We start from the raw sequence: 16,684 nt of genomic DNA, 5'->3' as shown, positions 1-16,684 counted from the left end.
TAGCGACTGTATGGGAGAGTGTAAAGAATGACACGTGGTGATGTTTATATGTTAGATTTCGGCATTCCTTTTGGAAGTGAGCCAGGAATGCGTCGACCCGTAATTATAATTCAGGCTGATAAAGATAATCTAAATGGGCTTAATCAAAAAGTCGTAATTCCTCTTACTTCTAATACAATAAATGCTGAATTAAAAGGAAATGTATTTCTTCCTAAAAAAAGAATCTGGGCTGTCTAAAGATTCTGTTGCTTTGATTCATCAAATTGTTGTTGTTGATAAGATACGACTAGAAGAAAAAATTTCAAAGCTTCCAAAAAATTTACTTCAGAAAATAGAATCTGAAATAGACTATGTAACAAAGGAATAGCACATAACAAGAAGTTCAAAGCCGACACAGGCTCAAGGTCTGTGCGGTTTAACTCATTGTTATGTGGACGCCCACACTGGGGTGCTTAGAAAAAAAATGAATGATGAAGAATTAATAGAAAAAATAAACAATTATTATCTATATTTGGATGATAAATATCTTAAAGAACCTTGTCAGAATTTATTAAAAATTCAAAATTTAAATATATTTTTCGAGAAATATTTTAAAGATGAATATCAAGTTTTCACTTCTTTCATAATAGATTCTGTAAGACATTCTCATAGTTATAGAGAATCTATTATCAAAAAATTTGAAGATGATAAAATCTATTTATTCTTTGAAAAACATTTATATGATTCTTCGGTTGATATAAGAAGAAATTCTTTAATAATACTTTGCGACACTTTAAACATTCATCGTAAAAACTGTAAAAAAGTATTGGAAGAATATTTTTTCCAAGTTTTAAGAAATGATCCACTTTTAATGTATGATTATATCTCAGAATTTTTGTGGCTATATGCTTATGATTCAAAAATGAAAAACAAACTCTTTTCAAATATTTTTAACGAAAACGATTTTATTACTAATATTTGTTTATTAGAATACTTAGAATCATTTTCCACGCCCTTGTTAAGTAAATCAGGTTTTAAGAAATACATACTCTTAAGAAAATTGCAAAAAAATAAAAATTCATTTGTAAGCGAATATGCAGAAAATATAAAAAAATTTATGCAGAATCGAAAACCCGATGTTACAAATCAAAAATGTATAATACAAAATGCAAGAAATGAGTTTTGGAATAAACTTGCTATAAACAATAAAACAGAGTATTCTGCCGATGAGTACAAAACTTTTATTGTCGAATATATAAAGAAAAACACATAACAAAAGTTCAAAGCCGACAGGCGGTCAAGCCGCCTGCGGTTTAAAATATTGTTACACGGACGCCCGCACTGGGGCGCTTGGAGAAAAATGAAAAAACTTTTAGTTACTGGTGGTACTGTTTTTGTAAGTAAATATGTAGCAGAATATTTTTCAAATAAGAATGAGTATGAAGTATTCGTATTGAATAGAAATAATCATCCTCAACCAGCTAATACTAAGCTTATCAACCTTGATAGAAAGGATTTACAGGATAAATTAAAAAAATATAATTTTGATATTGTTCTAGATATTACTTCTTATAATAAAAACGATGTTCAGGGAATTTATGAGTCAGTTGGAGATGTCCCTGATTATATTTTTTTGAGTTCAAGTGCAGTTTATCCGGAAACAGAAGAACAGCCATTTATGGAAAATGTAAAAGTTGGTTTTAATAAATTCTGGAAAGATTATGGAATGAATAAAATTGAAGCAGAAGAATATTTGCGTTCCGTAAAACCTGATTCATATATTATAAGACCCCCATATTTATATGGACCAGAAAATAATGTATATCGTGAAGCTTTCGTATTTGAATGTGCAGAAAATAATCGCCCCTTCTATATTCCTTCAAATGGAGATATGAAATTACAATTTTTTTATATAGAAGATTTATGTAAAATTATCGAAAAAATAATAAAAACGCATCCTGAAGAAAAAATATTTAATGTTGGAAATGAAGAATCTGTTTCCATTAAAGAATGGGTAAAACTTTGTTATGAAGTTGTCGGAAAGGATGTTATTTTTAAAAATGTAAATGAGGAAATTGAACAAAGAAATTATTTTAGTTTTTATAATTATGAATATAAATTAGATATCACCAGACAAAAAAGTCTTTTAAAAGAATCTACGAATTTAAGGGAAGGCTTAAGAGAATCATATTGCTGGTATAAAAATAATAAAGACAAAGTAAATCGAAAGGCTTACCTTGATTTTATAAATAAAAATTTTGAATAATAAGCACATGACAAAGCTTCAAAGCGGATGTCGCGGTCAAGCCGCGCCACCGTTTAAGCAATTGTTATGACGACAGGCCTCTGGCCTGCTTTTTGTAATTTTTTTTTATTAAGTGGAATATATAAATTAATGGAAAAAATCATCCTAAGAAAAGCAAGAACAGAAGATTTGGACTCTATGTGGAATAATATCTGGCAAGATAAAGAACTTGCAAAATTTATGCTTTGGAAACCAGTAGAGAACATAGAAGAAGCAAAAATCAGATTACAAAAAACTATTGAATATCAAAAATCAAATCTTGCATTTTATATTTGCCTTGAAGAAACTGATGAAGTTATTGGTTTTCTTGGAGCTGTAGACACAGGTGATTGTATTTTTGAAGATACTGGAATCTGTATTGCCAGTAAGTATCAGGGAAAAGGTTTTGGAAAACAGGCAATGCAGCTCCTCTTAAAAATGATTTTTGAAGAACTCGGTGGAAAAGAGTTTATTTACAGTTGCTTTGAAGAAAATAAGAAATCTCAGAAATTCTGCGAGTCATTGGGGTTTGAATATAAATACTCAAAACAAAGTATTAGGAAATGGGATGGATTAAAGTATACGGCCAGGTATTATAAAAAAACTGGAGAATAAAATATTTTATTTGACAAGAAGTTAGCATATATGCTAACATGACCTGTGTACAGAAAAGTAACATTCTATACAACTGCTGACGGAAAATGTCCTGTTGCGGAGTTTATCGATTCTCAAACGCCAAAAGTTGCTCAAAAAATAGCATGGGTTCTTAAGGCTGTTCAGGAAATTGAGAAAGTTCCTAAAACATACTTTAAGAAATTATCAGATACCGATTTCTACGAAGTCAGAATTGAGTTGGGTGGAAATATTTATCGGCTGCTAGGATTCTTTCACAATGGAAATATTGTAATTCTTACAAATGGTTTCCAAAAGAAGACTCAGAAAACACCAAAGTCTGAAATTGAAGTTTGTGAAGCAAGAATGAAAGATTTTTTGAAAAGGAGTAAAGAAAATGGCAAATAAAACATTTGATTTAGATGATTATATTTCTCAGCGTAAAGAAAAAGATCCAGAATTTGCAAAAGATTTTGATGCAGGTTATGAAGAATTCAAAATCGGTATGATGATAAAAGAAATGCGACTAGAGAGCGGAATGACACAAGAACAGTTAGCAGAAAAACTTGAAACTAAGAAAAGCGTTATTTCACGAATGGAAAACCATTCTGAAGATATCCGATTATCTACTCTTCAAAAAATTGCATCTGTATTTGGAAAACAGCTTAAAGTTGCAATGTTGTAAAAATGTCATAACAAAGTTTCGTAGCCGACATCAGGTCAAGCCCGCTGCGGTACAACCAGTTGTTAGGTTGATGGCGCACTGCGCCACTTGCTGTCAGTAAGGTAAATCATCCGGCAGATTTTATCTAAGAACAAAGGTTCACCCCTAAGGTTTGAGAGAAAAATGAACAGAATCGATGAATCAACTTTGAAAGAAACAAGACTTATTGGTGCAAAATGTCTTTCAGTAGAGAAGAAAATTGAAAACTTAATTGATACTATAGAAAATGATTCTAAAGATATTAAAATGTTCAACTTTTTTGATATAAAAGGAACTGTTTTATTGCATGGAATTGCTGGTGGAGGAAAAACTTCAATCGCCAAAAATGCGATGTTGTATGCCTTAAACAAATATGGTCTTGAGGCTTATTTAATAAAACCGTCCGAGATTATTACTTCTGGTCTGGGGGAATCTGTTAAAAATTTGGCAGATGAGTTGCAAAGGTTTGAAAAGTTGGACGAAGGTATTCTTTTTATTGATGAGATAGACAAATTCTTCATAAACAGGACGACTCAAGATGAACTGTCTGAATTAAAACGACTTTTAATAGAAATGATGAATTTTATCGATAATCTTTCTGTCGATAAGAAAAAGATATTGATTGGGTGTACCAATGTCTATCGTCAGATGGATGATGCCTTGAAAAGACGATTTTCAATCTGTGAGGAAATCGGTAAACCAAGCAAAAATGAAAAAATAGAGTTTTGCAGAATTTGTTTGCATACTATTGGTCTAACAGACGAAGTTGATGAAAATTCTATTAGCGATACTTTTTTATCAGAACATGAAACAATGGATTCCATAAAATCGTATTTTAGAAATAAGATTATTATGAATCAAATTGATTCTATAAATAATGAAATTATTGTGCATTAATGGAGGTTTGTTATGTCAATGCAAATAATCTATGGGAAAGTGGTTAATAGCGAGGTTGTTTTTGAAAAGGGAAATCGTGGTGTCAATTTGACAGAAGTTTTGAAAAAAGTATGCTGCGATTTCTTTGTTGAAAAAAAATATATGGAGGACTCCGAAGAAATTTCTTATAAAACGATGGATTATGATGTTGTAAAAGAATTTCTTGCCAATTTAATAGAAGTAGAAAATAAAACTTGGGCAGAATTCAAAGACGCAAAGGGAAATACCCTGAAAGAAGAAAAAGGTAGGCAGTTAAAAGATTTTTCATTAGTGAAGAATCAAATTACAGGAATGCTTTTACAAGATTGTGATAATAGCTCAAAAGTTTTGGTACTCATTTGATTGCCAAGGTGGGATTTATGGAAGAAAGAAATAATGGTTCTCAGCTTGAGGGAAAAACAACAGAGATAGGTGGTTTGATGATGCAAGATACGAATGGTGCTGTTGACTTTATGAAAAAAACTATCACGAATGAACCCGATGGTGGTATTGACTATGAACTTAGCATACCTGAAGATTTTGATTATAAGGCATACAATGAAGAGTTGAAGAGAGGAAAATAATGGGAAAACGAAAAATTGTTTTAGCTCAAAACAAAGACTATTCTGGAAAAATATCAAAACCTGTCATGGAAAAAATTATTGATGACTTTAAAGAGAATATTGAAGATTTAGAAGAAAAGGGCAAAACTGTAGCAGGAACGATTATAAACGGAGGAGAAGGTCTTACAAAAGGTGCGCAAGAGGTTTTCGATGAATATACCGAGGAAATGGAAAGTAAAGAAAAATTTTCAATCTACAATACCAATGAAGAAGTTAATAAAATAAAGGAATCCTTGCAAAATAAAGTTAGAAATAAGAATAAAACCTAACAAGAAGTTCAAAGCCGACACAGGCTCAAGGCCTGTGCGGTTTAACTCATTGTTACACGGACACCCACATTGGGGTGCTTTCAGAAGGAAGAATGAAAGTATATAAGCTTGAGCATGTGCATGTTCTTTACGACGATGTAGAAGATACAAAATTTTTAGGAATTTTTTCCACAAAAGAAAAAGCGGAAGATGCTATGAAAATATTAGCAAAACAACCGGGATTTAAGGATTTCCCAAAATTGATTGATGGCGATGATATTGAAGAAGGATTCTATATTACAGAAGAAGTTGTTGATGAAATTTCTGGCTGGAAAGAAGGTTTTACTACTGTAAAGTGGAGAGAATAAGGAAGTATGAATGATAGAACGGTCTATAACAATTTTTGACAATAAAACTGAATTATTGGTAAATCAAATTGTCATCACGCACGATTTTAGTCTCTTAAGGGAAAAATATAATGAAGAATTAAATACCGATCCGTTATTGATTTATGAATATGAAATAAAAAAAGCCGATGTTGATTTTTATAAAAAGTTTATAGATATTGATTTTGAATTTGATAAATATACTTATTTCTTATCATGTTCAGAAGTAAAATAAAAAACACATAACAAAGCTTCAAAGCGGAGCACCGCGCCCGGGCCGTCCGGGAGTTGAAAGCGCACCGCCTTTTATCAGCCGCAACAAATCCGCGAACTGGTCTTTGCATGATTTGAGAACCGCAAAGTGGTAGGTGATGAGCGCCTCCCGGTCCAAGACGGGAATCCTCACGTGGTTTTCCACATCAATCTGAAGCATGTCGGACTCAAAGCTAATCAGGTTCGAGGCGTGGACAACCTTGTCAAACGATTCGACATCGGACTGGTACAGAAGGCGGGAATCGGGAAGTTTCCGGACAAGAAGGTCGTTCCAGTGACCTTTTAGCGGGAACGGAATCACCGGCTCCCCGTTTATTTCGCTGAAGAAAAGCCCGTCCCTTTTCTTTGCAAGCGGATGGTTTTCCGGAATCATTGCGAACAGTTTTTCCGTCACCACAGGAATCTGAATGAGGCTGCTGTTCTCAGCCCGTTCCGAAAAAAGCGCCATGTGATACATCCCCTGCGAAAGCTTCTCCGAAATCTCATCCTCATCATCAACGACAGTCTCGCACTCAATGCCGTCAAAGCAATCGCGCGCCAAATCCCGCAGCTGAAAAAGCGTGTCGCACGGGGCGCAGGAAGCGACTATCAGTTTCGTGTGCGTCCTGTAGAACTGCCGGATTTCGCCGAGCATGAGCTCCGCCTGGCGAAGAAGGTTTCCGGCGTTTTCGGCGGCAAATTTCCCTGTCTCAGTGAGGGCGACTTTATTTTTCGAGCGGGCGAAAAGGGGCGTTTTCATCTCATACTCAAGGTTCCGGAGCGAGCGGCTCAGCGCGGGCTGCGTTATGTTGAGTTTTTCCGCAGCTTTTGAAATCGTCCCGCATTCGGCGACGGCAACGAGCTGTTTTATCTGGTGCAATTCGAACATACGCCCTCCCATTCAAAAACCGTACCGCCTTTTATATCACAGTATGCAAAAAAGTTATACTGAGCTAAAAAATCGGCATTGTACATATTTTTTTCGGGAACATATACTAAGCCTGTTCGATAACCTCGTTATCGCTCAGGTTTACTTCAGCCATAACCATTGCAATGAAAAATCAACTGAACGGGAGAACAATATGAACTTACATTCCTTTATCAAAGGAACGGCTTCGGCTCTGGCAGCGGCCTTTTCCTTTTGCGTTGCGGCGACTTTCTCAGGATGCGCCTCGTCTCCGAAAAACGAGGGCGCGGAATCAAGCCTTCCAAAAATCGACATGTCGAAATGGCTCTACAACAAGACGGACGACGTTTACTATCAGCTGGGGCTTTCGTATGCGGCAAATCCATCCGACGCGAAATACGAGAACCTCGCAGTGTTCGTTCCCGGCTCCTATTTTGACGGAACGGACAACGGCGACGGAACGTTCACCGCAAAAATCGACGCCAAGAGCACGGTCCGGGGATTCTCCGCGAAGGACGCCCCGTTCGTAATGCCGATTCAGACGCCGGGATATGCCGCCCTTGAACCGCCTTCCGCCTATGTTCCTGCCGCAAAGCAATATACTGACGAGGGATTCATCTTCGTGTACGCGGGCGCGAGAGGCCGCGATTCCGGCGCGCCTTCCGGGGTGACCGACTTCAAGGCGGCAATCCGCTACGTCCGCTACAACAAGGAAAATCTTCCCGGCGACACCCGGAATTATTTCACCTACGGAATGTCCGGCGGCGGGGCGCAGAGCGCGATTCTCGGGGCAGCGGGGGACGCTCCCGAATACGAGCCGTACCTGCAGGAAATCGGCGCCGTGATGAGCGAAAGCGATGCCGTCCTCGGAAGCATGGACTGGTGCCCGATTACGAACCTGAATGTCGCCGACGCCGCCTATGAATGGGAGCTCGGAGTCGCCCGCACGAACCTCAGCGCGGAAACAAAGGAAGTCTCTGACGGGCTTTCAAAGGAATTCGCGCTGTACATAAATTCACTCGGCCTGAAGGACGAAAAGGGAAACACGCTGACGCTGGAGCAGTCCGCGGACGGCCTTTACCATGCGGGAACGTATTACGACTATCTCAAAGGCGTAATCGAAACATCGCTGAACAATTTCCTTGCCGACACTGAATTTCCGTACAACGCGGACGAGCAGAAAGCCGCGCTCGGGCAGAACATGATTCTTCCCGCGGGCTGGAAGCCGAGAGGGCCGAGGGGAACGGCAGGCGGAAACGCGATTTCGGCAGAGGATATGGACGGAGTGGGCAGGAACGCGGAAAAAAAGAGCGGGAATGTCGATTTGAGCGGAACATACGCCTCCGCGGCCGAATACATCTCCGCGCTCAACGCCAACGAAAAATGGGTCATCTATGACGAAAAAAGCAGCACCGCAAAAATCACGAGCGTCGAATCGTTCATGAGAAACGTGAAGCAGCTCCAGAAAAATGTCGGCGCATTCGATGACATGAACGGAGCGCAGCCGGAAAACACGCTCTTCGGTTTCGGGAACGGAAAAGGCGCGCATTTTGACGCCCTGATGGCGAACGTCCTTGAAAAGGCGAACCCGGCGCTCGCAGAAGAGTACAAAAACGATTTGGCGAAAACCGATTCCCTCGGTATATCGATGGAAAAAAGAGCAGATATGTACAACCCGATGTACTATCTGAGCCCCGCCTATTCAGGATACAAAACCGCGAAAGCAGCGAAATTCTGGAGAGTCCACGCGGGAATCTTCCAGGGGGACACCGCCATAAGCACGGAGCTAGCCTATTCGCTCGCGCTCAAAAACTACGGAAGCGAAGTCGAGTCTGTCGATTTTGCGGAAGTCTGGGGACTTTACCACACCGAGGCAGAGAGAAACGGAACTTCCACGCAGAATCTCATCAGCTGGATTAAGGACTGCCTGAAGAAGTGAGCGCATACGAACGCCGGCGACATCACGAGGCGGATTCTGAAAAACGGTTGATTCAAATTTTGTCATTCCGGACGTGATTCAGCATCTAAAATTCCGAATCACGTCCGGAATGGCGAGAATTCATCATCCGCCGAACATCCCGACGAGTCCCGCCCGTCAGCGCTGGCAGCTTCCGTCATGGATTTTTTTTGCCGTCTCCACACCCGCGAGAATCTCGACGAATTTCATCGCGAACTGCTCCGCCGTCCCCGGCCCGCGCCCCGTAAGTAGGTTCCCGTCAAAAACGAACGGAACATCGGGAACGTGCGTCCCCTCGCCGATTCCCTCGTCCATCCCCGGATAGCACGTCCATTTTTTTCCGGAAAGGATGCCTGTTTTTGAGAGGAACACCGCGGGGCTTGCGCACATCGCGGCGACGATTTTCCCCTCGCCCGCCATAAGGTCGACGAGGTCGAGAAGATAGTCGCACGCGGCAAGGTTCGCTGCTCCGGGCATTCCGCCGGGAAAGAAAACGGCGTCGGGAAGAGTTCCCTCGCTCTCGCCTGCGAAATCCTTGAGAACCTGGTCAGTAATCACGGAAATTCCGTGCGCCCCGTCCACGACGGACGTTATCTCGTCCGACCCGTCCGCAGGAACCGACACCGTGACGACATCCTGCCCCGCCCTCCTCAAATAATCAACCGACGTCAGCGCCTCGATTTCCTCGAATCCCGGCGCAAGAAAAACCGCTATTCTGCTCATAAAACTTCCTCCAAAATAAAACCTGCTCCAATTCTAGCACAACTCCACAATATTTTTTTCCCCGCGCACCGGCGCACGCTTGCTACAACCAAGCCGAACTTAGAACGAAAAACCCCCGCAAGCGAATCTTCGAACGCGAGAATTCCAACCATCACGCGCCCCCACCAACCACGGAAGGTCGCCTCCCGCGCACCGGCGCACGCTTGCTACAATCAAAGCCGAACTTAGAACGAAAAACACTTCGCAAGCGCAATCTCAGAACGCGAGAATTCCAACCATCACGCGCCCCACCCACCACGGAAGGTGCGCCTCCCGCGCACCGGCGCACGCTTGCTACAACCAAGCCGAACTTAGAACGAAAAAACACTTCGCAAGCGAATCTTCGAACGCGAGAATTCCAACCATCACGCGCCCCCACCAACCACGGAAGGTGCGCCTCCCGCGCACCGGTGAACGCTTGCTACAACCAAGCCGAACTTAGAACGAAAAACACTTCGCAAGCGTAATCTCAGAACGCGAGAATTCCAACCATCACGCGCCCCCCAACCACGGAAGGTGCGCCCAGCGCACCGGCGCACGCTTGCCACAACCAAAGCCGAACTTAGAACACCCCCCGCAAGCGAATCTTCGAACGCGAGAATCACAACCATCACGCGCCCCCACCCACCACGGAAGGTGCGCCTCCTGCGCACCGGCGCACGCTTGCTACAACCAAGCCGAACTTAGAACGAACAACCCCCGCAAGCGCTAATTCCCACCCCGGAATATTCCGATAATAGTAGTATTATGGCAAAAGTTCTGATAATCGATGCTGCCCCGATGCTGCGGGATTTCGTGAAAGAAAAATTGTCTTCTGAACGGGTTGAAGTTGAGACGGCCACGAACAGGGACGCTTACACGAAGATGATAAACACGCTTCCCGACCTCATAATCCTTAACATCGACAAGCACAGCTCGGGAAACCCGATAAACGAAAATATTGTGGACTTTTTCCAGAAGAAGTCACGCGATCCAAACTCAAAGACAACGCCGATAATCATAACAGGCCCGAATTTGAGCACCGAGGCTGTCGCAAAGCTCGTGCAGTTCGGCGTCATAAAATACTTCAAGAAGCCGATAAAGTTCGACGTTTTCTTCGACGCAATCGGAAAGCAGCTCAACGGCATTTTCTCAATCGACACGACGCCGTGCGTTCTCGACCTGCACCTCAACGACAACAACAACGTCATTTTCATCGAGGTCGCGATGGGGCTGAACCGCGAGAAGATTTCGCTCCTCAAATACAAGATTTCCGAGCTCATCAACGCGAACGACCTTTCGTACCCCAAAGTCATACTGATGATGACGTCGCTGAGCCTCTCGTTCGTCGACGGAATGAACCTCGAGCTGCTGTTCAACAACATCCTCGCCGACAACAGAATCTCGCGCAAGAACGTAAAAGTTCTCTCGCTCGACTCAATCGTCTCGGAGCTTATCGAAGGGCATCCGGAATACGAGGGAATCGAGGTCACGAAGGACCTTTCGACAATCCTCAACTCAATCGTCACGCCGAAAAACAGCTCGTCGGGCGCGAACGTCGCGGATGTCATCTCCGACAACATCCTGACGGCGACGGCGGAAACACAGGATTCCGAGAGCATGGGAATGCGGTTCGCCACGGACACGGAGACGGCGGAGGAGCTGAAATCGGAGGGAACGACGCTGCGCGTTGCCGCCGTGGACGACGACCAGATTGTGCGCGCGCTCATCCACAAGGCGTTCCTGTCAATCGGCGCGGAGACCGACCTTTTCGCCTCGGGAAGGGAATTCGTGGAGAAGGTCGTCGAAAAGAAAGAAAAGCACTACGACATCATCATCCTCGACATATTCATGAACGACATGAACGGGTTTGAGGTTCTCATAAAGCTCAAGGAGAACACAATCGCGACTCCCGTCATCGTCTACTCGCAGGCGATAAAGCGCGACATGATTGTAAAATCGCTGTCGCTCGGCGCGCGGAGCTACGTCCTCAAGCCGCAGAAGCCGGAGAATATCGTGAAGAAGGCAATGGAAGTGCTCAATGCTGGAAAAACTGAGTAGCCGGAACGACGGCATAAACTACGCGAGCAGATTCCTCGCGAACACGCTCCACGAGATACGGACCCCGATTCAGACGATAATCGGCACGATAGAGCTGATTCAGGAAACGAGCCTCGACAAGGAGCAGACCGAGTACATCAGGCAGATTCAGTTCAGCGCGGAAGTGCTGCTCGACCTCGCGAACAACATCCTCGACTTTCTCCAAGCTTCGCTCGAACGAGTTCAAGCTCGAGACGATTCCGTTCGACATCGCGATGGTCACGGAGCAGGTCGTCAACCTCGTCAGCATAGAGTCGTTCAACAAGGGGGTGGAAATCGTCACGGACATCGACGAGAGCGTCCCCTCGCTCGTCATGGGCGACACGGTGCGCGTCCAGCAGATAATGCTGAACATCGTCAAGAACGCAGTGAAATTCACGAACAGCGGCTACATCCACATCGAGCTTTCATACCAGTCGGGGACGATATGCTTCCGCGTGACGGACAGCGGCATCGGAATCAGCGAGGAGAAGAAAAAGAAGCTCTTCACCGATTATTTCCAGGCGGACATCTCAACATACCGGCAGTTCGGAGGCACGGGGCTGGGGCTTTCCATCTGCAAGAGCCTCGTCCGCACGATGAAGGGAACAATAGGCGTGCGGGCGAACCCCTACGGCGGCTCAATCTTCACGGTGCTCATCCCGCTCCCGGCGGCCGTCGAGGGGCTTGAGGACAAGAACAAGATAAAAATCAGCGACATTCCCGAAAACACGCGGATACTCATCGTCGAGAACAACGAGCTTGCGAAGAGAAGCCTTGAGCGGCGGCTCAGGATGCTCGGCATCAAGGAAATCGAATCGGCGAGCAGCTCCGACGAGGCGATGAGCCAGCTCGAATTCGCGCGAAGGATTCACCATCCGTTCACCATCGCGTTCATAAACATGATGATTCCGTCGATAGACGGCTGGCATCTCGCGTCGAACATAAAGAGCAGCAGGGGCGGAGAGAAAATTAAGCTGTACCTTCTCTCGCCCGAGGGGCAGATGCGCGGAGAGGCGAAGATGAAGCTCCTCGACTGGTTCGACGGATACCTCTACAAGCCCGTGAAGAAGGACAAGCTCGTCGAAATACTTGAGACGGCGTTCGGGATACGGTGCGCCGACGAGAACGAGATGCAGCGGCTCCGCGACGAGATAATCAACAAGCGCGAGCAGGATTCGTCAATCGCGCGCGGTCTGAAGATTCTCGTGGCGGAGGACCACAGCGTCAACAGGAAGCTGATGGAGGCGTTCCTCAAGAATTTCGGCGCGGAGGTCTACCTCGCGGAGGACGGCGAGCAGGCGGTCGCGCAGATTGACGAGGTTCCCGACATCCCGCTCATATTCATGGACATATTCATGCCGAACAAAAGCGGGGTCGAGGCGACGGAAGAGCTCCGCGAGAAGGGCTACAACGGAATTATCGTCGCGTGCACGGCGAACAACGACTCGAACGATTTCGCCGACTACATGAAAATCGGGATAAACGACATTCTCGTGAAGCCGTTCAAGCGCGCGGCGATAAAGGCGACCCTCGAAAAATGGAACACCGCGCTGCAGATTCCGTTCATGACGGAGATAAAGAACATCGACATGCTCGCGCCCGTTCCCGACGACAGCACGAAGGACGAAATCTGGAACCACAGGGAATTTCTGTCGTCAGTCGACGGCGACAAGTCGTTCGCGCGCGGGCTCATCACCGATTTCATCACGCAGACGGAAAAGCTCATCGCGAGCATCGACCAGAACCTCTTCAACTCGCTCAACAGCGCCGCAATCCACCAGGACGCGCACACGATAAAGGGAAGCGCGGCGTCCGTTTACGCGCAGTCGATTTTCGAGGCGGCGAAAAAGCTTGACGACAAATCGCAGGCAGCCGACACCGTGCAGAAAACGGCGCTCCTCGACACGGCGGAGCTTCGCGCGGCGTTTTCCGAATTCACCGATTTCGCGCGCCCCATCATCTCGTCGTGGGAAAAAGAGGCTGACAAATGAAAACGAATTTCCACACGCACACCACATTCTGCGACGGGAAGGATTCCGTCGGGGAGAACGCGTCGCTCGCATACGAAAAGGGGTTCTCCGCGCTCGGCTTCTCGGCTCACGCGCTTTATCCGTTCTCGTCGGACTGGCACATAGCCGTCGAGGAATACGGCGCCTACAGGGATGAGATTGCCCGGGTAAAATCGATTTTTGCCGGAAAGATGAAGATTCTCGCGGGATTCGAGGTCGACTACATTCCCGGCATTTCCGTCCCGAGCATAAAAAGATACGAAGCGTTCGCCCCCGATTTTATCATCGGCTCCGTCCACTACGTCCCAGCGGGAAACGAATGCCTTACGGTGGACGACTCCCCGTCAGAGCTTTTGCGCCTCGCAAACGATTTTTTCGGCGGAAGCGCGCGGAAAATGACGGAACGGTATTTCGAGCTTGAGCGAGAGATGCTCCGAAAAGGGGATTTTTCCATAATCGGGCACCCAGACCTCGTCCTGAAATTCAACGACACGCTTTCGATAATCGACGAGTCGGAGAAATGGTTCCTGAACGAAATCGAGAAGACGGCCGACGAAATCGCGAGGGCCGGCGTCGTCGCGGAAATCAACACGGGCGCGATTTCACGCGGATACAGGAAGACGCCGTATCCGGGCGCGGAATTTCTTTCGCTGCTCAGGGCGCGGAACGTCCCGATTACGATAAATTCCGACGCGCACTCGAAGGAAGCTCTCGACTGCGCGTTCGATGTTGCCGCGCAATGCGCAAAAGCGGCGGGCTACACGGAAACCGTCGTCGATTTTCCGACACCGGCATCGTTCGCGTTCGCCCCGCTCTGACACGCAGAAAAAAAAGGGGCTGTCCAAACAGTATTGTCATGCCGCATTCAATGTAGAGATTCCGAAACGGGTTCGGAATGACACCATGCGGCGAACGTATTGGACAGCCCTTTTATTTTTTGGAAAAGAATCAGCGGTTTCTGCGCTCGTTCTGGCTCTGGCAGCCGACGCAGAGGAACGCATACGGAATCGCCTCAAGCCGTTCCTTCGGAATCTCCTTTTTGCAGATGAGGCAGTAGCCGTATTTTCCCTGCTTAATCCTGTCGAGCGCGTTGTTTATCATCTGCAGGCGGTTCAAATCCTGCTTTCCGAGCGACTCGAGAAGAGTGCCGTCCACGACATCGGACGCGATATCAGCCTCGTCGCCCTTTTCCCCGCCCTCGATGATTTTCTTGAAATCAGCGTTCTGGTCGGCAAGGGACTTTGCGATAACGCTTTTTTCAGCGAGAAGTTTCTCCTGCATTTTCTCGATGAACTCTTTTTCCATTTATATCTCCTTTTTGAATGCTCATCAAAACCGTCCACAAACGCCGCTCGCTAAAAAAACAGCATACGGGCAGGTATGTCATTTGTTGACAATTTCACTGATAAATACATAATAATATAAATATAAATTCTCAAAAAGACAACTTTTATTTTGGAGGAATCGTGGCTAAGGAAGAAGCGATCGAGGTCGAGGGAATTGTAAAGGAAGCGTTGCCGAACACGATGTTCCGCGTCGAATTGAAGAACGGCGGGCATGTGATTTTGGCACACTTGTCGGGAAAGATGCGTAAGCACTACATCAGAATCGTTCCCGGCGACAGCGTGAAAGTCGCCCTTTCTCCCTACGATTTGAACCGCGGAAGAATCATTTTCCGCGAGCGTTAGTCAAAAAAAAACCGCCGTCATATGCCGGCGGTTTTTTTATGCCCGAATGATATCAGAAGATGAGGCGGCGGATGGAACCGAGCGCGCCCGCAATCCCCTTGACGATAACGGCGATGCAGATGAGCGGGCCAATCGGGAAGAAAAACAGGAACGAATACTTGAACAGGACGAACCCGATAAGCGCGACGAGGCTGCTCTGCAGAAGCATCGAAAGGTTCTCCTGGGGGGTCGCCTTCGTCTTCTTCGCAAAGTCATCGGACGTCGTATAATAGTAGTACCGCCGACCGCCATAGTTTCCGCCCGCGTTCCCGTTCATCCACTGCCAAAGCGGATCGTCCTCGCCGTAATACGACTGAGACCTGCTTCCGCCGTACGTGTTCGCCGAATTCTGCCCGTATGAATATGAAGAAGAGCCGTACGCGTCGTACTCGTGGCGTTTTTTCTCGTCGCCGAGCGTTTCGTACGCTACGGAGACATCCTTGAATTTTTCCTCGGCATCCTTGTCTCCGGGATTTCTGTCGGGATGATATTTCATCGCGAGCTTTCTGTATGCCGACTTGATTTCCTCCGCAGAAGCGTTTCTCTGCACTCCGAGCGTCTCATAATAATCCTTCAAAAAAAGCCTCCTTGGGATATCCGAGCCCCATTCAATTTCGCAATTTCCCGCGAAAAGGACAACAAAAAACAAACAAACGACCGCGCAAATCGTGACGCACCCGTTCAGGCATTCGCCTTTATGACGACCCACGTCGCGCCTGTTCCGCCAAGCGCGTGTTCCGGATGCCCGCTCGTTCCCAGATTCGGGTTCTGCTCGATGAACGTGCGCACCATCGGGCCGAGGACGGGGTCGGGGCCGTGCGAATGGTTTCCCTTTCCGTGGACGATGAGAATTTTTTTGAGGTTGCGCCTGACGCAATCGCTGACGAACGACTCAAGGCGCGACCACGCCTCGTCCCTCGTCAGCCCGTGCAGGTCGATTCTCGCCTCCGGCCTCATCGTGCGCACGAATTCGCGCCGCTCCATCTTCGTGCGCTCCTCGTATTCGGCAGCCTCCGCGTCCTTGTCCGTCGTCCCGAACCTGTTCAGCCACAAATCTATCGGATTTATGCGCTTCTGCGCGTCCTCCGCCATAATCTCCTCGAACGTCTTCTTCTGCGAGGCGGCGAGCTTCTCCTCCTTCGTGGGCGCGTTCGCCTTCTTCCGGGAAACCTGCTGGCTTGCCTTGCGCTCCCTCTCCTTTTTGCTCTCCTCGCTCTGCATTTTGTCCCACTGATTGAGAATATCACCGAAATCCATAG

At 46.1% G+C, this 16,684-nt stretch carries 23 protein-coding genes and 1 pseudogene; 19 read left to right on the top strand and 5 right to left on the bottom strand.

All coding sequences use genetic code 11. The features are described from left to right. Nucleotides 1-27: 27 nt before the first annotated feature. The 13 genes from TRESADRAFT_RS16860 to TRESADRAFT_RS11435 all read left to right on the top strand — a co-directional run bounded on the left by TRESADRAFT_RS16860 (nt 28) and on the right by TRESADRAFT_RS11435 (nt 5,985). Complete coding sequence (locus TRESADRAFT_RS16860) at nt 28-237, top strand: type II toxin-antitoxin system PemK/MazF family toxin (protein ID WP_479668566.1); 210 nt, start codon at nt 28-30, stop codon at nt 235-237. Continuing rightward, the gene (locus TRESADRAFT_RS16855) at nt 200-367 is read left to right on the top strand and encodes a type II toxin-antitoxin system PemK/MazF family toxin (protein WP_479668565.1); all 168 of its coding nucleotides are present in this window, start codon (nt 200-202) and stop codon (nt 365-367) included. The genes TRESADRAFT_RS16860 and TRESADRAFT_RS16855 overlap by 38 nt, the downstream gene beginning before the upstream one ends. A 96-nt stretch (nt 368-463) precedes the next feature. Beyond that, nucleotides 464-1,252, top strand: a complete 789-nt coding sequence (locus TRESADRAFT_RS11485; protein ID WP_002705851.1) for a hypothetical protein — start codon at nt 464-466, stop codon at nt 1,250-1,252. Nucleotides 1,253-1,339: 87 nt separating this feature from the next. Beyond that, a complete protein-coding gene (locus TRESADRAFT_RS11480; RefSeq protein WP_002705850.1) occupies nt 1,340-2,245 on the top strand; it encodes an NAD-dependent epimerase/dehydratase family protein in 906 nt (301 codons plus the stop codon). A 129-nt stretch (nt 2,246-2,374) separates the two neighbouring features. Beyond that, nucleotides 2,375-2,878: a GNAT family N-acetyltransferase gene (locus tag TRESADRAFT_RS11475; protein ID WP_050985093.1), complete on the top strand. Its 504-nt coding sequence runs from the start codon at nt 2,375-2,377 to the stop codon at nt 2,876-2,878. Nucleotides 2,879-2,923: 45 nt separating this feature from the next. Then, nucleotides 2,924-3,283 carry a type II toxin-antitoxin system RelE/ParE family toxin gene (locus TRESADRAFT_RS11470; protein ID WP_040843002.1) on the top strand — a complete coding sequence of 120 codons (360 nt, stop codon included), beginning with the start codon at nt 2,924-2,926 and terminating at the stop codon, nt 3,281-3,283. Further along, entirely contained in the window at nt 3,273-3,560 is a 288-nt protein-coding gene (locus tag TRESADRAFT_RS11465; protein ID WP_002705848.1) for a helix-turn-helix domain-containing protein, read from the top strand. The genes TRESADRAFT_RS11470 and TRESADRAFT_RS11465 overlap by 11 nt, the downstream gene beginning before the upstream one ends. A gap of 162 nt (nt 3,561-3,722) precedes the next feature. Beyond that, entirely contained in the window at nt 3,723-4,475 is a 753-nt protein-coding gene (locus TRESADRAFT_RS11460) for an AAA family ATPase (RefSeq protein WP_002705847.1), read from the top strand. Nucleotides 4,476-4,487: 12 nt separating this feature from the next. Then, complete coding sequence (locus TRESADRAFT_RS11455; RefSeq protein WP_002705846.1) at nt 4,488-4,856, top strand: hypothetical protein; 369 nt, start codon at nt 4,488-4,490, stop codon at nt 4,854-4,856. Nucleotides 4,857-4,873: 17 nt separating this feature from the next. Continuing rightward, nucleotides 4,874-5,077 (top strand): hypothetical protein, encoded by a 204-nt coding sequence (locus TRESADRAFT_RS11450; protein WP_002705845.1) that lies wholly within the window; start codon nt 4,874-4,876, stop codon nt 5,075-5,077. Beyond that, nucleotides 5,077-5,385, top strand: a complete 309-nt coding sequence (locus TRESADRAFT_RS11445) for a hypothetical protein (protein WP_002705844.1) — start codon at nt 5,077-5,079, stop codon at nt 5,383-5,385. The genes TRESADRAFT_RS11450 and TRESADRAFT_RS11445 overlap by 1 nt, the downstream gene beginning before the upstream one ends. A 92-nt stretch (nt 5,386-5,477) precedes the next feature. Then, on the top strand, nt 5,478-5,732 hold the full coding sequence (locus TRESADRAFT_RS11440; protein ID WP_040842999.1) for a DUF7336 domain-containing protein: 255 nt from the start codon (nt 5,478-5,480) through the stop codon (nt 5,730-5,732). A gap of 10 nt (nt 5,733-5,742) precedes the next feature. Beyond that, nucleotides 5,743-5,985 carry a DUF7683 domain-containing protein gene (locus TRESADRAFT_RS11435; RefSeq protein WP_040842997.1) on the top strand — a complete coding sequence of 81 codons (243 nt, stop codon included), beginning with the start codon at nt 5,743-5,745 and terminating at the stop codon, nt 5,983-5,985. 18 nt (nt 5,986-6,003) lie between these two features. Here the strand turns inward: TRESADRAFT_RS11435 and TRESADRAFT_RS11430 are convergent, their stop codons facing one another. After that, nucleotides 6,004-6,891, bottom strand: coding sequence for a LysR family transcriptional regulator (locus tag TRESADRAFT_RS11430; RefSeq protein WP_002705843.1), 888 nt, complete (start codon nt 6,889-6,891; stop codon nt 6,004-6,006). A gap of 193 nt (nt 6,892-7,084) precedes the next feature. On the opposite strand from TRESADRAFT_RS11430, the gene TRESADRAFT_RS11425 reads away from it, so the two are divergent. Beyond that, nucleotides 7,085-8,848, top strand: a complete 1,764-nt coding sequence (locus TRESADRAFT_RS11425) for a subtype A tannase (protein WP_002705842.1) — start codon at nt 7,085-7,087, stop codon at nt 8,846-8,848. A gap of 156 nt (nt 8,849-9,004) precedes the next feature. Here TRESADRAFT_RS11425 and TRESADRAFT_RS11420 read toward each other — a convergent pair whose 3' ends face one another. Continuing rightward, a complete protein-coding gene (locus TRESADRAFT_RS11420; protein WP_002701602.1) occupies nt 9,005-9,589 on the bottom strand; it encodes a DJ-1 family glyoxalase III in 585 nt (194 codons plus the stop codon). A 786-nt stretch (nt 9,590-10,375) separates the two neighbouring features. On the opposite strand from TRESADRAFT_RS11420, the gene TRESADRAFT_RS11415 reads away from it, so the two are divergent. The 4 genes and pseudogenes from TRESADRAFT_RS11415 (at nt 10,376) to TRESADRAFT_RS11405 (ending at nt 14,516) form a co-directional block, all read left to right on the top strand. Then, on the top strand, nt 10,376-11,668 hold the full coding sequence (locus TRESADRAFT_RS11415; protein WP_002701601.1) for a response regulator: 1,293 nt from the start codon (nt 10,376-10,378) through the stop codon (nt 11,666-11,668). Further along, nucleotides 11,649-11,807: pseudogene (locus TRESADRAFT_RS16840) on the top strand (histidine kinase dimerization/phospho-acceptor domain-containing protein); the annotation flags it as partial. The gene TRESADRAFT_RS11415 and the pseudogene TRESADRAFT_RS16840, both read left to right, overlap by 20 nt. Before the next feature lie 115 nt (nt 11,808-11,922). Next, nucleotides 11,923-13,680, top strand: a complete 1,758-nt coding sequence (locus TRESADRAFT_RS11410) for a response regulator (RefSeq protein ID WP_002705841.1) — start codon at nt 11,923-11,925, stop codon at nt 13,678-13,680. Then, nucleotides 13,677-14,516, top strand: coding sequence for a histidinol-phosphatase (locus tag TRESADRAFT_RS11405; RefSeq protein ID WP_002705840.1), 840 nt, complete (start codon nt 13,677-13,679; stop codon nt 14,514-14,516). The genes TRESADRAFT_RS11410 and TRESADRAFT_RS11405 overlap by 4 nt, the downstream gene beginning before the upstream one ends. 130 nt (nt 14,517-14,646) lie before the next feature. On the opposite strand, the gene TRESADRAFT_RS11400 is transcribed toward TRESADRAFT_RS11405, so the two are convergent. Continuing rightward, nucleotides 14,647-15,003 carry a TraR/DksA family transcriptional regulator gene (locus tag TRESADRAFT_RS11400; RefSeq protein WP_002705839.1) on the bottom strand — a complete coding sequence of 119 codons (357 nt, stop codon included), beginning with the start codon at nt 15,001-15,003 and terminating at the stop codon, nt 14,647-14,649. Nucleotides 15,004-15,164: 161 nt separating this feature from the next. On the opposite strand from TRESADRAFT_RS11400, the gene infA reads away from it, so the two are divergent. Then, complete coding sequence (gene infA, locus TRESADRAFT_RS11395; protein WP_002705838.1) at nt 15,165-15,386, top strand: translation initiation factor IF-1; 222 nt, start codon at nt 15,165-15,167, stop codon at nt 15,384-15,386. Between the two features lie 52 nt (nt 15,387-15,438). On the opposite strand, the gene TRESADRAFT_RS16750 is transcribed toward infA, so the two are convergent. Both TRESADRAFT_RS16750 and TRESADRAFT_RS11385 read right to left on the bottom strand, forming a co-directional pair. After that, complete coding sequence (locus tag TRESADRAFT_RS16750; protein ID WP_002705837.1) at nt 15,439-16,002, bottom strand: DnaJ domain-containing protein; 564 nt, start codon at nt 16,000-16,002, stop codon at nt 15,439-15,441. 104 nt (nt 16,003-16,106) lie between these two features. Then, the gene (locus tag TRESADRAFT_RS11385) at nt 16,107-16,682 is read right to left on the bottom strand and encodes a Smr/MutS family protein (RefSeq protein WP_002705836.1); all 576 of its coding nucleotides are present in this window, start codon (nt 16,680-16,682) and stop codon (nt 16,107-16,109) included. Nucleotides 16,683-16,684: the final 2 nt, after the last annotated feature.

This window comes from Treponema saccharophilum DSM 2985 (assembly GCF_000255555.1).
Classification (GTDB): Bacteria; Spirochaetota; Spirochaetia; order Treponematales; family Treponemataceae; genus Treponema_D; species Treponema_D saccharophilum.
This window is presented reverse-complemented; position numbering and strand designations above follow the sequence as displayed.

Excerpts from the sequence above, each read along its gene's own strand:
- TRESADRAFT_RS11485 (WP_002705851.1), top strand. The coding sequence starts at position 464 with ATGAATGATGAAGAATTAATAGAAAAAATAAACAATTATTATCTATAT.
- TRESADRAFT_RS11405 (WP_002705840.1), top strand. The coding sequence starts at position 13,677 with ATGAAAACGAATTTCCACACGCACACCACATTCTGCGACGGGAAGGAT.
- TRESADRAFT_RS11420 (WP_002701602.1), bottom strand. The coding sequence starts at position 9,589 with ATGAGCAGAATAGCGGTTTTTCTTGCGCCGGGATTCGAGGAAATCGAG.
- TRESADRAFT_RS11460 (WP_002705847.1), top strand. The coding sequence starts at position 3,723 with ATGAACAGAATCGATGAATCAACTTTGAAAGAAACAAGACTTATTGGT.
- TRESADRAFT_RS11440 (WP_040842999.1), top strand. The coding sequence starts at position 5,478 with ATGAAAGTATATAAGCTTGAGCATGTGCATGTTCTTTACGACGATGTA.
- TRESADRAFT_RS11450 (WP_002705845.1), top strand. The coding sequence starts at position 4,874 with ATGGAAGAAAGAAATAATGGTTCTCAGCTTGAGGGAAAAACAACAGAG.
- TRESADRAFT_RS11415 (WP_002701601.1), top strand. The coding sequence starts at position 10,376 with ATGGCAAAAGTTCTGATAATCGATGCTGCCCCGATGCTGCGGGATTTC.
- TRESADRAFT_RS11475 (WP_050985093.1), top strand. The coding sequence starts at position 2,375 with ATGGAAAAAATCATCCTAAGAAAAGCAAGAACAGAAGATTTGGACTCT.
- TRESADRAFT_RS11425 (WP_002705842.1), top strand. The coding sequence starts at position 7,085 with ATGAACTTACATTCCTTTATCAAAGGAACGGCTTCGGCTCTGGCAGCG.
- TRESADRAFT_RS11400 (WP_002705839.1), bottom strand. The coding sequence starts at position 15,003 with ATGGAAAAAGAGTTCATCGAGAAAATGCAGGAGAAACTTCTCGCTGAA.
- TRESADRAFT_RS16855 (WP_479668565.1), top strand. The coding sequence starts at position 200 with ATGTATTTCTTCCTAAAAAAAGAATCTGGGCTGTCTAAAGATTCTGTT.
- TRESADRAFT_RS16860 (WP_479668566.1), top strand. The coding sequence starts at position 28 with ATGACACGTGGTGATGTTTATATGTTAGATTTCGGCATTCCTTTTGGA.
- TRESADRAFT_RS11435 (WP_040842997.1), top strand. The coding sequence starts at position 5,743 with ATGATAGAACGGTCTATAACAATTTTTGACAATAAAACTGAATTATTG.
- TRESADRAFT_RS11385 (WP_002705836.1), bottom strand. The coding sequence starts at position 16,682 with ATGGATTTCGGTGATATTCTCAATCAGTGGGACAAAATGCAGAGCGAG.
- TRESADRAFT_RS11430 (WP_002705843.1), bottom strand. The coding sequence starts at position 6,891 with ATGTTCGAATTGCACCAGATAAAACAGCTCGTTGCCGTCGCCGAATGC.
- TRESADRAFT_RS11410 (WP_002705841.1), top strand. The coding sequence starts at position 11,923 with ATGGTCACGGAGCAGGTCGTCAACCTCGTCAGCATAGAGTCGTTCAAC.
- TRESADRAFT_RS11480 (WP_002705850.1), top strand. The coding sequence starts at position 1,340 with ATGAAAAAACTTTTAGTTACTGGTGGTACTGTTTTTGTAAGTAAATAT.
- TRESADRAFT_RS11465 (WP_002705848.1), top strand. The coding sequence starts at position 3,273 with ATGGCAAATAAAACATTTGATTTAGATGATTATATTTCTCAGCGTAAA.
- TRESADRAFT_RS11455 (WP_002705846.1), top strand. The coding sequence starts at position 4,488 with ATGTCAATGCAAATAATCTATGGGAAAGTGGTTAATAGCGAGGTTGTT.
- TRESADRAFT_RS11445 (WP_002705844.1), top strand. The coding sequence starts at position 5,077 with ATGGGAAAACGAAAAATTGTTTTAGCTCAAAACAAAGACTATTCTGGA.